This window comes from Roseateles sp. P5_E8, from assembly GCF_054177665.1.
In genome coordinates, this window is record NZ_JBGCUM010000016.1 from 46,412 (window position 1) to 59,202 (window position 12,791).

Consider the following 12,791-nt stretch of genomic DNA (forward strand, 5'->3'; position numbering starts at 1 on the left):
TCAGCCGCACTGCCCCACATACCCACAGGCCGTGCAGAAATCGCAGCCATCCTTGTGGATCATGGTCGCGTTGCCGCACTCCGGGCAGGGCTTGCCGGCCTGAACCTGCAGCGTGCCGGCAGCGGCGGCGAGCTTGGGAGCCGGTGTCTGCAGCAGACCCATGTCGGTCAGCGGCTGACCGGCTTCGTCGAGGATGCCGAGCATCGCGTAGCGGTGAATGACGAGGCGGGCCACATAGGCCACGGTGGACGGCCAGACCTGCTGGCGCCGAGCCTTGGCATCCGCACCGTTCAGCGTCGGCACCGGCGCCATGAAATGGCCCAGCGGCTCGCCGACATTGAGCAGCTTACGCAGCTTCATCGCGATCCAGCCGGGGTCCATGACGCGCATGTCCAGCGACAGCAGGCGGGCCAGGCCGTCCAGCGCCTTGGGGTAGTTGCCCGAGAAGCCCATCGCGCAGGGGCGAGTGACCGAGCCGCCGTCGGGCGTCGGCAGCACGACCTCCTTCAACGTCAGCGTGAACTGCTCGTTGGTCGCCGGGTTGTCCACGTCCACCGCCCAGGCCAGCGTGCCGGAGGTGCCGGTGCGCGGCTCGTTGCGGCTGAACATGGCGTCCACCACCGGCGTGGGGCCGCCTTCCTGCAACGCGCCGAGCTGCTCGCAGCGCCAGCGGATGACGGCGGCCGTCGCGGCGACGACGCCGGGGAACAGGCGCTTCTCGCCACCGGGCGGCATGGGCATCTCGAAGGCGCGCTCCTCGGCGACGGTGGCCAGCGCATCGAGCTTGAGGCGCAGCCAGGCGGCGTCGTTGGTGCGCAGGTCCATGGACAGCGTTTTGGCCAGCGCCGACAGGCCACGCGGCTGCTCGGCGCCATTGACCCAGACTTCGAAGGGCAGGTTGCGCCCGAAGAGGCCGCCGTCGGGGCCGTCCAGCGGCAGCTCGCCGATGAAGAGCGCGAAGTCGCCGTGCGGATGCTGGATCAGGTAGCTCCAGGCCGGGTTGCCGCCGGGCATGTCGGGGCGGCCGGGCCAGCGCAGCGAGGCGACGACGGCGTTGGGCAGGCGCTCGACACGCAGGCGCTGGTTCGTGCCGTCGATATCCGCTCGCAGTGGCTCCGGCTGCTTGACCTCGGGTGTGACGCTCAGCACCGAGCCCAGCACGCTGTTGGGCCGGTAGGTGGCCAGGCCCTTCAGCTTGGTCTGCCACGCCTGGATGTAGAGGTTCTGGAAATCCTCATACGGGTAGTCAGCCGGCACATTGACGGTCTTGCTGATGGACGTGTCGATGTAGGGCGCCACGGCCGCGACCATGGACGCATGGTCGGCCGCGCTCAACTCCAGCGCGGTGACGAAGGCGTCGCTCAGCGGCGCGTCGGCGCCGAACAGGTGGCGATACAGGCGCCAGGCATGGTCCTCGACGGCGTATTCCTTGAAGCCGCCGCCCTCGGCCTGGCCCAGGCGCTTCTTGCGCGTGTAAGTCCACGAGAAGGCCGGCTCAATGCCGTTGCTCGCGTTGTCGGCAAAGGCCAGGCTGATGGTGCCGGTGGGAGCGATGGACAGCAGGTGGGAGTTGCGCAGGCCCTGGGCGCGGATCTTGTCCTTGAGCCCTTGCGGCAGGCGCGACGCGAAGCTGCCGCCGGACAGGTACAGATCGGCATTGAACAGCGGGAAGCTGCCGCGCTCGGCGGCGATGTCGCTGGACGCCGCGTAGGCCGCATCGCGCATGACCTCGCTGATGCGGCTGGCCAGGTCACGAGCTTCCTGCGTGTCATAGCGCAGGTTCAGCATGACCAGCGCATCGCCCAGGCCCGTGAAGCCCAGGCCCACGCGGCGCTTGTTGGCAGCCTCCTGCTGCTGCGCAGGCAGCGGCCAGGGCGTCACGTCGAGCACGTTGTCGAGCATGCGCGTGGCGACGGCCACCACATCGGCAAAGCCAGCCTCGTCGAACTCGGGCCTGGCACTGAACGGGTCGCGCACGAAGCGCGTCAGGTCGATGGAGCCGAGGCAGCAACAGCCGTACGAAGGAAGTGGCTGTTCACCGCAGGGGTTGGTCGCCGCAATCGTCTCGCAGTAATGCAGGTTGTTGTCGGCATTGATGCGGTCCAGAAAGAGCACGCCCGGCTCGGCATGGTCGTAGGTGGAGCGCATGACCTGGTCCCACAGCGCACGGGCCTGCACCTTGCGGTAGACCCACAGGCCGTCGCCGCGCTGGTAGGCGCCGGCTTCGATCTGGCCGGCGCTGGGCTGGGCCTTGTGCGCCAGTTCAACCACGCCATCCGCCTGCACGGCCTCCATGAAGGCATCGGTCACGCCGACGGAGATGTTGAAGTTGCGCAGGTCGCCCTGGTCCTTGGCGTGGATGAAGGCTTCGATGTCGGGGTGGTCGCAGCGCAGCACGCCCATCTGCGCGCCGCGGCGGCTGCCGGCGCTCTCCACCGTCTCGCAGCTGCGGTCGAAGACGCGCATATAGCTGATGGGGCCGGAGGCATGGCTGCGCGTGGAGCCCACCCAGGCGCCCAGCGGCCGGATGCGGCTGAAGTCGTAGCCGACGCCGCCGCCGCGGCGCATGGTCTCGGCCGCCTCGGTCAGCGCGGTGTAGATGCCGGGCACGCCGTCCTCGGCCGTGGCGATGGAGTCGCCCACGGGCTGCACGAAGCAGTTGATGAGGGTGGCCGACAGCTCGGTGCCGGCGGCGGACATGATGCGGCCGGCCGGCACGAAGCCGCGCTTCTGCGCGTCAAGGAAGGCAGCCGTCCAGCGGGTGCGGTCCGCCGGCTTCTCGGCCTGGGCCAAGGCGCTGGCGACGCGCTCGCGCAGTTCGTCGGGCGTCTGCTCGCCGCCCTTGGCGTATTTCTCGATCAGGACTTCGCTGGAAATGTCCTGCACGGGCAGGTCGGTGGTGGTACTCACAATCACCTCGCAATGCTGTATGAAAATACAGTCTACGCCCGCTGACGGCGCTGTTCAGCGGTCAGAACGGATTGATGCTTTTCTCGCGCCGGTAGTGGATGTAGCCCACGCTGGCCCCGGCGCGCAAGCCCACGCCCAGGCGTATGGGCGCCAGCGTGATGCCCTTCAGGCGCTGGTAGTTGATACCGGCGCCGCCGATGTAGTACAGGCTGCCATCGACGCCGGGGAAGCGCTGGTAGATGTCGGCCGCCTTGGGCAGCTTGTAGACCAGCGTGAAAACCTTGGACGCGTTGGCGCCCAGGTCGAAACCGATGGACGGCCCGGCCCAGTAGACCTTGGACATGCCGCCGCCCTTCACCAGCAGCTCGCCATTGCCGTAGCGCAGGCCGACGGTGACGGCCGCGCCCACCTCCTCGCCCTTGATGTAGGCATTGGGGCGGCCCTGCTCCTTGAAGGCTTTCTCGATGACCTTGGCCAGGCCCTCGGTTGTCTGGCCGAAGAAGTCGGTGGCGGCCTTGACGATGGAGTCCTCGTCATAGGTGCTCTCCTTCTCGTCGGCGGCCACGGCTGGCAGGGCCGAGGCGGCGGCCAGGGCGGCGAGGTGTTGCAGGTGCTGGCGACGGTCGAGCATGGGGTTCCTATGACATTCCCGGGGAGAGCCAGCATAAACAAAGCAACGTGAAGTTTGGCCGCGCGTTGCCTATCGTCACAGCCTAGACTCAGCCCAGAAACGGCAGTAGACCGCTCCCCAGCGCATGCAAGCTCTTCCCTTATCGTCGGATTGGCCCCACGGCAGCGTTCACCATTCCGGTGACAACGCTGCACGCCCGCCAGGCCTGCGCTGGCGCACGCTGGCCGCGTTGATCCTTCTCGCGGGCACGCGCCCGCAGCGTCGTCGCGCCTTGCCAGCGCACCCCTTCGCAGCCCCTGCGGTCGCGCTCCACTGCCGTTTCTAGGCTCGCCATGTCGTCCAACCCCGACCTCCAGCGCCTGTCGGCCGCCCTCGAGTACGTCGACCTCGCCGCCGGTCTGTATCTGGCGGGCGGGGCCGACCAGGCTGCGCATCTGCTGGCCGCTGCGGCCGAGCAGCAACTGGGTGACCTCGTGCGCCTCATCGACGCACCCAGCGCGACAGTGGACACGCGTGAACTGCTCGCTCGCATCGCCCGCGCGCACCGGCCGGCCGTCGTCGCGCCGCGCCAGACGCAGGCGCGCGACTGGGACGGCGACCCCGCACCGGCCGACGCCACCCGCGAGGAGATCGTGGCCTATCTGCGTGCCGCCTGGTTCATGCTGGAGGCCATGGGCCTGGCCGCGCTGGCGCCCGACCGGCTGCAGCAGGCCGTGGAGCACAGCACCGTGTTCGGCGCGGCGGGTGCGCTGGAACCATTCGTCTAGGATCAGGCAGACCCGAACTCGGTCAGCCAGCGGGAGATCATCATCAGCACCGAACGCCGCCAATTCGCCCGCGTCGCCTTTGCCGTCGGCGCCGAGCTGATCACCACGCAGGCGCTGCTGCGCTGCCAGGTCATCGACATCTCGCTCAAGGGCGTGCTGCTGCAGCTGCCCGACGGACCGCCGCCGCAGGCCGGCATGCCCTGCCTCGTCAAGCTGACGCTGGGTGAAGCGGGAGCTGAAGTCATCATCGCCATGGCCGGCGAACTGGCGCATGTGGAAGGCCACCACGCCGGTGTGCTCTGCCGCAGCATCGACCTGGAATCCATCACCCATCTGCGCCGCCTCATCGAGGTCAACCTCGGCGACCCGGCAGCGTCGGAGCGGGAACTCAAGGCGCTGATTGCCGCAGCCGGCGCCGGCTAAACCCACTCCGTCGCATCCCTCCCCGGGCACCGGCCAGCCGCCGAGAATCCCCGGCATGGAGGACCTGACCCCACTGCAAGCCTTTCGCCGCGTCTGCAATCTGCGCATGCTGGCGGGGGTTTATTACTTCTGCCTGCTGTACGCCATCTCGCGCTCGCTGAGCTGGTTCGACGAGGATGGCGCTGCGAATCTGAGCGGGGCGCTGTTCGACCTGGTGCGCTTCAGCCGCCAGTGCCTGCTGACCGGGCTGTCGCTGATGCTGCTGGTGGCCCTGGCTGAGGCCCTGTTGGCCCGGCGGCGCTGGCCACTGCCAGCCAAGCTGGCCGTGCAGGCGCTGGCCGTCGGCCTGGGCGCCGCCTTGGGCACCTGGCTGCGCTACGCGGTGTCGTCGCTAGACGAGACCATGCCGGTCAAGCTCGGCTGGGCCGTCTCGACGATGTCCGTCTGGACGCTACTGGGCGGCATGGCCTATGCGCTGCTGCTGGTCAGCCGTGCGCAGCGCCAGGGGCGCGACGAGCTGGCCCAGCTCTTCCGCGAGCGCGAGGCGCTCAAGACCCAGCAGACCGAGGCCCAGCTGTCGGCGCTGAACGCGCAGATCGAGCCGCACTTCCTGTTCAACACGCTGGCCAACGTCAAGCGCCTGTACGAGACCCGCCCCGAGCGCGGCCGCGACATGCTGGTGGCCCTGATCGCCTACCTGCGCGCGGCGCTGCCGGGCATGCGCCGGCACGAGTCCACGCTGGCCGACGAGCTGGAGCTGGTGCGCCACTACCTGGCCATCCTGCAGATGCGCATGGGCGAGCGCCTGACCTTCGACATCACCGTGCCGCCCGAGCTTCTGCATGCCCACCTGCCCACGCTGGTGCTGCCCACGCTGGTGGAGAACGCCGTCAAGCACGGCCTGTCGCCGCTGCCCGAGGGCGGACGCATAGCGATACGCGCGGCGCATGCTGAAGGCGGGGGCCTGACGGTCGAGGTGGCCGACAACGGCCAGGGCTTCGGCGCGGCCAGCGGTGGCGCAGGCGTGGGCCTGGCCAACACGCGGGCACGCCTGGCCGCCCGCTTTGGCGACGCCGCCGCGCTGGAGCTGGAGGCCGTGCTGCCGCGCGGCGTGGTGGCACGCGTGCGCCTGCCGGCGGAGTCCTTCCAGTGATCGGCCATGTACTTCGCTCTTGGCGTTCGCTGCGCCCCCACGAGGCCCTGACCTTCATGGCCGCTGCGCTGTTGTTCGGCGCCATCGACCTGACGTCGCTGGTGGAGCTGGACGTGGGCGGCCGCCTGCCCCAGCTGCTGGGGCGCCACCTGGGCCTGCCCATGGTGAGCTGTGCCGTGCTGCTGCTGTGCTGGCTCCCCGCCGCGCGCAGCAGCCCCATCCACCCGGCGCGGCGCACCCGCCTTGTGGGTGCCACGCTGCTGGGCTCGGCGCTGACCATCGCCGTCGTCTACCCGCTGGCCGCCACCCTGCCCTGGCCCTCCATCTGCGACCTGTACGCGCTCAAGCACGGCAAGACCAACTGCAACTTCTTCCGCGTGTCCGCTGTCATCGGCGACACGCTGTGGGTCTTCATGCCGGCGCTGATGCTGGTGGGCATGCTCGAGTTCCGCACGCTGCGCCGCCGCCAGGACCAGGCCGCGCAAGACCTGCTGCGCGAGCACAGCCAGCTGCGCCGCCACGCGCTGGGCGCACGGCTGGCGGCCCTGCAGGCGCAGATGGACCCGGCCCTGCTGTTCGACGCCCTCGTCTCCGTCGAGCAGGCCTATGCGCGGCAGGACCCGACCGCCAGCGCGCGGCTGGAGCGCCTCATCCGCCACCTGCGCGTGGCCCTGCCGCGGCTGCGCGAATCCGGCGCGACGCTGGGCGGCGAGGCCGAGCTGATCGCCAGCTATCTCGATTTGCTGCGCGACCTCAACGGCCAGCCGCCCGAGTTCGACTGCGAGCTGGGATCACGCGGCGCCACGTCGCTGCCGCCCATGCTGCTGCTGCCGCTGGTGCAGCGCGCGCTGCGGCTTGGCCACCCGCAGCGCTGCTGGCTGAGGGGGGACGACAGGGACATCACGCTGGGCTTTGATCAGGACGGCCTGTGCAGTGACGATGCCGACCTCACCTCGCTGCGCGAGCGCCTGACCGTGCTGGGCGCGAAACTCGTCTGCACGAGCGGCCAGGGCCGCACCGAATTCACACTTGAGTTGCCGTCATGAGTCTGTTCTCCCCGACCGCCGTGGTGGCCGAAGACGAAGCCGCGCTGCGCGGCGAACTGGTCGAGCAGCTCGACCGGCTGTGGCCCGAACTCAGCATCGTCGGCGAGGCGGCCGATGGCCTGGAGGCGTTGCGCCTGCTGGACCGGCACCAGCCCGACATCCTCTTCCTCGACATCGAGATGCCCGGCGCCACCGGCATCGACGTGGCGCGCCAGGTGGGCGGGCGCTGCCATGTCGTCTTCGTCACTGCCTACGACCAGTACGCCGTCGCCGCCTTCGACCAGGGCGCGGTGGACTATCTGCTCAAGCCGTTGGCCGGCGCGCGCCTGTTCACGGCCATCACGCGGCTGAAGGCGCGGCTGGGCCAGGGCCAGCCTCCGGCGCCGCTGGGCGGCGTGCTGGAGCAGCTCAGCGCCCGCCCAGTGGCGTCGGCGTCACGCGCGCCGCTGCGCTGGATCAATGCATCGGTGGGGCAGACGCTGCGGCTCATCACGGTCGACGAGGTGATGTTTTTCCAGAGCGACAACAAGTACACGCGGCTGGCGCTGAAGGACGGCGAGGCCTTGATCCGCAAGCCGCTGAAGGAACTCATCGACGAGCTGGACCCGCAGCAGTTCTGGCAGATCCATCGCTCCACGCTGGTGAACGTGAATGCGATCGGCAGCGTGAGCCGGGACTTTCGGGGGCGGATGCAGATCAAGCTGAAGCATGGGAGCGAGATGCTGTTGGTGGCTGAGAGCTGCGCGCATTTGTTTCGGCAGATGTGAGGTTGGTTTTTTTGGTCGCCTTTGCGGAGAGCTTTTTTGCTCGCTGCATTGCCGGGAGTCCGTCCCGGCGGCCGGGGCGGACTCCCGGCGCGATGCACCGCGTCGAAAGGCTCTAGCCAAAAGCACCCCCCGTATTTCCACCCCGACACAATCTGCCGATCCGCCCGATACATCCGGGCGATGCAATGCCTCCACTCGACATCCCGATGGAGACCCCATGCACCACGACCACGACCACGACCACGACCACGACCACGACCTTGGCCTGGCCCATGACCTGACCCGCCTGCAGCAGCAGGCCCTGGAGCGCCGCACCGCGCTGCGCTGGCTGATGGGCGCAGGCGTCCTATCGCTGGGTGGCGTTGGTGCGATGGCGCTGGCGGGCTGCGGTGGCGGTGGCAGCAGCGCTGCAAGCAGCAGCGGCTCGTCGTCCTCCGGCAGCAGCAGCTCCTCGGGCGGCACCACGACCACCACGACGGGCTGCTCCGTCATCCCCGCCGAGACCGAAGGCCCCTACCCGCGCGACGGCTCCAACACGGCCAACGGCAGCATCGCCAACGTGCTGGCCCTTTCCGGCGTCGTGCGCAGCGACATCCGCTCCAGCATCGCCGGTGCCAGCGGGATCGCCACGGGCGTGCCGCTTCAGGTCATCATCGAGCTCGTGAACACCAACGCCTCCTGCGCCGACCTGTCCGGCTATGCCGTCTACCTGTGGCATTGCGACGCGCAGGGCCGCTACTCCATGTACTCCAGCGGCGTGACCGGCGAGAACTACCTGCGCGGCGTGCAGGCCACCGGCACCGACGGAACAGCCGTCTTCCAGACCATCTACCCCGGCTGCTACGCCGGCCGCGTGCCGCACATCCACTTCGAGGTCTACCGCAGCACGACGACGGCCACCAACTGGAACAACAAGCTGCGCACCTCGCAGCTGTGCTTCCCGTCGGACGCCAACACCGCCGTCTACGCCACCAGCGGTTATGGCAGCAGCGCGGCCAACAACAATGCCATCAGCCTGAGCAGCGACGGCATCTTCAGCGATGGCTATTCCACGCAACTCACCACCGTCACCGGCTCGGTCAGCGCCGGCTATGTGGCTCGATTGAAGGTCGGCATCTCTGCATGAATGGACACTGCCTGGTCGTCGACGACGACGCCGAGATCCGCACCAGCCTGAGGACCTACCTCCAGGGCTTTGGCTGGCAGGTGAGCGCGGCGGCGGACGGCCAGGCCATGCGGCAGGCGATGGCGGCCACCAAGCCCGATGTCATCGTGCTGGACCTGATGCTGCCCGGCGAGGACGGCCTGGCGCTGCTGCGCTGGCTGGGCACCCAGGCCGACGCGCCGCCGGTGCTGATGCTGACCGCGCGCGGCGACACCATGAGCCGCGTCGTCGGCCTGGAGCTGGGCGCCGACGACTACCTCGCCAAGCCCTTCGAGCCGCGCGAGCTGGTGGCGCGCCTGCAGGCTCTGGTGCGGCGTTCGAGCAAGGGCGCCGCGCTGCAGGAAGACCCCCGCCTGCTGCGCTTTGGCCGCTGGCGCTTCGACCGCCTCGCGCGCCAGCTCATCAGCCCCGACGACGTGGGCGTGGCCTTGTCCAGCGCCGAGTTCCGCCTGCTCGCCGCCTTTGTGCAGCGCCCGGGCCGCGTGCTGAATCGTGACCAGCTCATCGAGCTGACCCGCGCGCCCGGCGTGGAGGTCAACGACCGCAGCATCGACCTGGCCGTATCGCGGCTGCGCGCCAAGCTGGGCGACACCGCGCGCGAGCCCTCGGTCATCCGCACCGTGCGCGGCGAGGGCTATCTGTTCGATGCCGAGGTGAGCCCATGTTGAGCCGCCTGAAGAGCTGGGATGGTCTCGGCCTGCGCCTCTTCCTGCTGATGTGGGCCGCGTTGGCGCTCAGCCACCTGGCGGCCTGGAGCCTGGTGTCGCAGGCCTTGCACGGCCCAGGCAATGACCGGCCCGGGCCGCCGCCCATGCATGCCGACGGCGGCTTCGGACCCGGCGCGCCACCGCCGCACGACGACTTCGACACCGGTCCGCCGCCGCAGCGTCCATCGCCTGGCGCCGCCATGCCCGCGCGCATACCCACCTTCCCCTCCCTGCCGCCCAACCTGCCCTGGTCCGCCAGCCTCGTCGACTACGGCGTGCGCCTGTTCGTCATCGCGCTTGCGGCCTGGTGGGGCTCACGCTGGCTGGCCGGCCCGGTGCGCCGGCTGGTGAGCGCGGCGCGGCAGCTGACACCCGCGCTGGCCCAGGGCCGGCCTGCGCCCACGCTCAGCGAGGACGAAGGCACGCGCGAGGTGCGCGAGGCTGCGTCCGTCTTCAATCGCATGGCCGCCGAGCTGAGCGGCCAGTTCGAGGAGCGCGGCCTGATGATCGCGGCCATCTCCCACGACCTGCGCACACCGTTGACGCGCATGCGGCTGCGACTGGAGACGGGCGAGGTCGAGGCCGGCGTGCGCGAGCGCTGCGTGGAGGACATCCGCGAGATGAACCGCCTCGTCGAGAGCGTCATCGAGATCTTCCGGCCGGCCGAGGTGGCCGAGCCGCAGCGGGTGGACTTGTCGGCGCTGGCGCAGTCGGCGGTGGACGACCTGGCCGAGACGGGTGCCAACGTCAACTTCGAGGGGCCGCCCGCCGTCATCACCGCCGACGCGGTGGCATTGCGCCGTGTGGTCGACAACCTGGTGGGCAATGCCTTGCGCTATGCCGGCAGTGCACGTGTTCGCGTCGAACTGTCGGCCGGGGTGACGCGGCTGGTGGTGGAGGATGACGGTCCCGGCATCCCCGAGGCCGAACTGGAGCGCGTGCGGCAGCCGTTCCGGCGCGTGGAGGGGTCGCGAAATCGCTCCACGGGCGGGACTGGGTTGGGGCTGTACATCGCCCAGCAACTGGTGCGGCGGCAGGGGGCGGTGCTGGTGTTGAGCAATCGGGTTGAAGGCGGGTTGCGCGCGGAAGTCGTTTTCTAGGCGGTAATACCCGCCGCCCGGGGCGTCAGCCCTGCTGGGCCAGCCTTGGATGCCGGCCGCGCTCGGCGCAGAAGGCCAGGTAGTCGGCGATCCGGTCGGCCGTCGTGATGCGGCGCTGCACGGCGCCGTCGCGACCCACGTAGTCCACGTCGCCACGCACCACGACGTGCAGCACGAGCACCTCGTCGCCCACGGCCTCCCAGCTGTCGACATTGCCATCGGGTTCGAAGACGTAGTCGCCCGCGTTGATGATGCGGCCGTCGTCCAGGCGGCGGCTGCCCTGCAGGTTGAGGCCATGCACCTCGCCGTGGTGGCGGTGCAGCGTCAGCTTGGTGCCGGGCGCCAGGCGCATCAGCTCGACCCAGCCGCCGTCGGGCAGGAACTGCAGCGGCAGCGACCACTTGCCTTCGCCCTCGGGCATCCAGTCGTCCAGCCCGGCGCGCTGCAGCGCTGCCGTGACATGCGGGTGGACATGGGCCTGCAGGCCGTCGAGGGGCGTCTTCATGGCGTTCATGCGGGGATCTCCTTGAGCTTGGTTCCAGGCCTTAGAGTGCCGGCTTGCATGGCTCCACAAAAAGAGCCAAGTCTGGCAACAACCATGGATCCAAGCCTGGAAATCGACCTGCAGCTCGCCGCCCGCGGATCACGCCTGGCCAGCCTGCATGCGGCCCTGCGCGAGGCCATCGCCAGCGGCCGCCTCGCGCCCGGCCTGCGCCTGCCGTCCTCGCGCGAGCTGGCGGCGAGCGTCGGCGTGTCGCGCAATACGGCGGTGGCGGCCTACGAGCTGCTGGCGTCGGAAGGCTGGCTGGAGTCGCGCGGTGCGGGCGGCAGCTTTGTGGCCGAGCTGCCGCGAGCGGCGGTGGCCGTGTCGGACCGCGCCAGCGTCGCGCCCTGGGCCGACAGCCGCTGGCTGCGCGGCGAGGGCGCTGTCTGGCCGGCACCGGTCGGCAACGGCCCGGCGCCGGCCTATCAGTTCAATGCCGGTTCGCCGGACGTGGCGAGTTTTCCATTTGATGTGCTGCGCCGCTTGCAGACACGTGCGCTGCAAGCGGCCGCGCGTGAGCCGGCGCGCTACGCGCATCCGCAGGGCCTGCTTGCACTGCGCGAGGCCATCGCCGGCCATGTGTCGTCGGCGCGCGCGGTAGCCTGCACGGCGGACGATGTCATCGTTACCGCGGGGGCCCAGCAGGCCTTTGACCTGCTCGCGCGCGTGCTGGTCACGCCGGGCCTGACGCTGGCGGCCGTCGAGGACCCCGGCTACCCGCCGCTGCATGCGGCGCTGCGGGCGGCGGGCGCCGTGCTCGCACCGGTGCCGGTGGACTGTGATGGACTGGTCGTCGACGCCTTGCCGGCCGATGCGCGCATCGTCTGCGTGACGCCGTCGCACCAGTCGCCACTGGGCGTGCCGATGTCCCTGGCGCGTCGGCGCGACCTGCTGAACTGGGCGGCGGCACGGCAGGCCGTCGTCATCGAGGACGACTACGACGGCGAGTTCCGCTACACGTCGCGGCCGCTGGATGCGCTGAAGACGCTGGACCGCGACGGCCGGGTGTTCTACGTCGGCACCCTGTCCAAAAGCATGTTGCCGGCGCTGCGCATCGGCTATGTCGTTGCACCCGCCTGGGCACGCGATGCGCTGGTGGCGCTCAAGCGGGTGGCGGACTCCGGCACGCCCGCGCTGACGCAGGCGGCCGTGGCGGACTTCATCGCCGAGGGCCATCTGCTGCGGCATGTGCGCCGCATGCGGGCGGAGTACGCCGAGCGGCGGCGGGTGCTGGAGCAGATGCTGAAGCGCCATCTTGGCGAGCGGGCCTTCATCTTCCCGGCCATCGCGGGCTTGCATCTGGCCGTGGCGCTGCCGGGCGTCGACACCGTCGAGCTGGCGCGCCGGGCCTGGGCCGCTGGCGTGGGCGTCGAGTCGTTGAGCCGTTATTGGCTGGGCGCCCAGGGGCTGGATGGCCTGGTCCTGGGCTACGGCAGCATCACGGCCGCACGCATCCCGGAGGCGGTGCGCCGGCTGGCCCAGGCGCTTGGCACGCTCTGAAGCGTGGGCATGTAGCTGTCGATTGAGTGCTTTTGCGGCTGTCCTTTTTGCTCGGTACCGAGTTGCCCGGAGTCCGCC

At 69.9% G+C, this 12,791-nt stretch carries 13 protein-coding genes; 9 read left to right on the plus strand and 4 right to left on the minus strand.

Translation table 11 applies throughout. The annotated features are described in order from the left end of the window. Together ACXRVZ_RS11890 and ACXRVZ_RS11895 are read right to left on the minus strand one after the other, a co-directional pair. Positions 1-2,910 (minus strand): adenosylcobalamin-dependent ribonucleoside-diphosphate reductase, encoded by a 2,910-nt coding sequence (locus tag ACXRVZ_RS11890; RefSeq protein ID WP_457420575.1) that lies wholly within the window; start codon positions 2,908-2,910, stop codon positions 1-3. A 61-nt stretch (positions 2,911-2,971) separates the two neighbouring features. Beyond that, the gene (locus ACXRVZ_RS11895) at positions 2,972-3,541 is read right to left on the minus strand and encodes a DUF1134 domain-containing protein (protein ID WP_457420577.1); all 570 of its coding nucleotides are present in this window, start codon (positions 3,539-3,541) and stop codon (positions 2,972-2,974) included. A gap of 332 nt (positions 3,542-3,873) precedes the next feature. Here ACXRVZ_RS11895 and ACXRVZ_RS11900 point away from each other — a divergent pair, with 332 nt between their 5' ends. Further along, positions 3,874-4,308, plus strand: coding sequence for a hypothetical protein (locus ACXRVZ_RS11900; protein WP_457420579.1), 435 nt, complete (start codon positions 3,874-3,876; stop codon positions 4,306-4,308). 2 nt (positions 4,309-4,310) lie between these two features. On the opposite strand, the gene ACXRVZ_RS11905 is transcribed toward ACXRVZ_RS11900, so the two are convergent. Further along, positions 4,311-4,442, minus strand: a complete 132-nt coding sequence (locus ACXRVZ_RS11905) for a hypothetical protein (protein WP_458232434.1) — start codon at positions 4,440-4,442, stop codon at positions 4,311-4,313. On the opposite strand from ACXRVZ_RS11905, the gene ACXRVZ_RS11910 reads away from it, so the two are divergent. The 7 genes from ACXRVZ_RS11910 to ACXRVZ_RS11940 all read left to right on the plus strand — a co-directional run bounded on the left by ACXRVZ_RS11910 (position 4,408) and on the right by ACXRVZ_RS11940 (position 10,669). After that, positions 4,408-4,731: a PilZ domain-containing protein gene (locus tag ACXRVZ_RS11910; protein WP_457420771.1), complete on the plus strand. Its 324-nt coding sequence runs from the start codon at positions 4,408-4,410 to the stop codon at positions 4,729-4,731. The genes ACXRVZ_RS11905 and ACXRVZ_RS11910 overlap by 35 nt on opposite strands. A 55-nt stretch (positions 4,732-4,786) precedes the next feature. Beyond that, positions 4,787-5,884, plus strand: a complete 1,098-nt coding sequence (locus ACXRVZ_RS11915) for a sensor histidine kinase (RefSeq protein WP_457420583.1) — start codon at positions 4,787-4,789, stop codon at positions 5,882-5,884. 56 nt (positions 5,885-5,940) lie between these two features. Then, positions 5,941-6,930 carry a sensor histidine kinase gene (locus ACXRVZ_RS11920; protein ID WP_457420585.1) on the plus strand — a complete coding sequence of 330 codons (990 nt, stop codon included), beginning with the start codon at positions 5,941-5,943 and terminating at the stop codon, positions 6,928-6,930. Further along, the gene (locus ACXRVZ_RS11925) at positions 6,927-7,697 is read left to right on the plus strand and encodes a LytR/AlgR family response regulator transcription factor (protein ID WP_457420587.1); all 771 of its coding nucleotides are present in this window, start codon (positions 6,927-6,929) and stop codon (positions 7,695-7,697) included. The genes ACXRVZ_RS11920 and ACXRVZ_RS11925 overlap by 4 nt, the downstream gene beginning before the upstream one ends. Before the next feature lie 217 nt (positions 7,698-7,914). After that, a complete protein-coding gene (locus tag ACXRVZ_RS11930; protein WP_457420589.1) occupies positions 7,915-8,823 on the plus strand; it encodes an intradiol ring-cleavage dioxygenase in 909 nt (302 codons plus the stop codon). Further along, the gene (locus ACXRVZ_RS11935) at positions 8,820-9,530 is read left to right on the plus strand and encodes a response regulator (protein WP_458232435.1); all 711 of its coding nucleotides are present in this window, start codon (positions 8,820-8,822) and stop codon (positions 9,528-9,530) included. Before ACXRVZ_RS11930 ends, ACXRVZ_RS11935 begins: the two co-directional genes overlap by 4 nt. Beyond that, positions 9,524-10,669, plus strand: coding sequence for an ATP-binding protein (locus ACXRVZ_RS11940; protein WP_457420593.1), 1,146 nt, complete (start codon positions 9,524-9,526; stop codon positions 10,667-10,669). Before ACXRVZ_RS11935 ends, ACXRVZ_RS11940 begins: the two co-directional genes overlap by 7 nt. Before the next feature lie 25 nt (positions 10,670-10,694). Here ACXRVZ_RS11940 and ACXRVZ_RS11945 read toward each other — a convergent pair whose 3' ends face one another. Then, complete coding sequence (locus tag ACXRVZ_RS11945; RefSeq protein WP_457420595.1) at positions 10,695-11,183, minus strand: cupin domain-containing protein; 489 nt, start codon at positions 11,181-11,183, stop codon at positions 10,695-10,697. Between the two features lie 84 nt (positions 11,184-11,267). Here ACXRVZ_RS11945 and pdxR point away from each other — a divergent pair, with 84 nt between their 5' ends. After that, positions 11,268-12,713: a MocR-like pyridoxine biosynthesis transcription factor PdxR gene (gene pdxR, locus ACXRVZ_RS11950; protein WP_457420597.1), complete on the plus strand. Its 1,446-nt coding sequence runs from the start codon at positions 11,268-11,270 to the stop codon at positions 12,711-12,713. Positions 12,714-12,791 lie beyond the last annotated feature (78 nt).

Coding starts and splice junctions, on each gene's coding strand:
- ACXRVZ_RS11895 (WP_457420577.1), bottom strand. CDS start 3,541: ATGCTCGACCGTCGCCAGCACCTGCAACACCTCGCCGCCCTGGCCGCC.
- ACXRVZ_RS11900 (WP_457420579.1), top strand. CDS start 3,874: ATGTCGTCCAACCCCGACCTCCAGCGCCTGTCGGCCGCCCTCGAGTAC.
- ACXRVZ_RS11905 (WP_458232434.1), bottom strand. CDS start 4,442: ATGACCTGGCAGCGCAGCAGCGCCTGCGTGGTGATCAGCTCGGCGCCG.
- ACXRVZ_RS11915 (WP_457420583.1), top strand. CDS start 4,787: ATGGAGGACCTGACCCCACTGCAAGCCTTTCGCCGCGTCTGCAATCTG.
- ACXRVZ_RS11920 (WP_457420585.1), top strand. CDS start 5,941: ATGGCCGCTGCGCTGTTGTTCGGCGCCATCGACCTGACGTCGCTGGTG.
- ACXRVZ_RS11925 (WP_457420587.1), top strand. CDS start 6,927: ATGAGTCTGTTCTCCCCGACCGCCGTGGTGGCCGAAGACGAAGCCGCG.
- ACXRVZ_RS11930 (WP_457420589.1), top strand. CDS start 7,915: ATGCACCACGACCACGACCACGACCACGACCACGACCACGACCTTGGC.
- ACXRVZ_RS11935 (WP_458232435.1), top strand. CDS start 8,820: ATGAATGGACACTGCCTGGTCGTCGACGACGACGCCGAGATCCGCACC.
- ACXRVZ_RS11940 (WP_457420593.1), top strand. CDS start 9,524: ATGTTGAGCCGCCTGAAGAGCTGGGATGGTCTCGGCCTGCGCCTCTTC.
- ACXRVZ_RS11945 (WP_457420595.1), bottom strand. CDS start 11,183: ATGAACGCCATGAAGACGCCCCTCGACGGCCTGCAGGCCCATGTCCAC.
- pdxR (WP_457420597.1), top strand. CDS start 11,268: ATGGATCCAAGCCTGGAAATCGACCTGCAGCTCGCCGCCCGCGGATCA.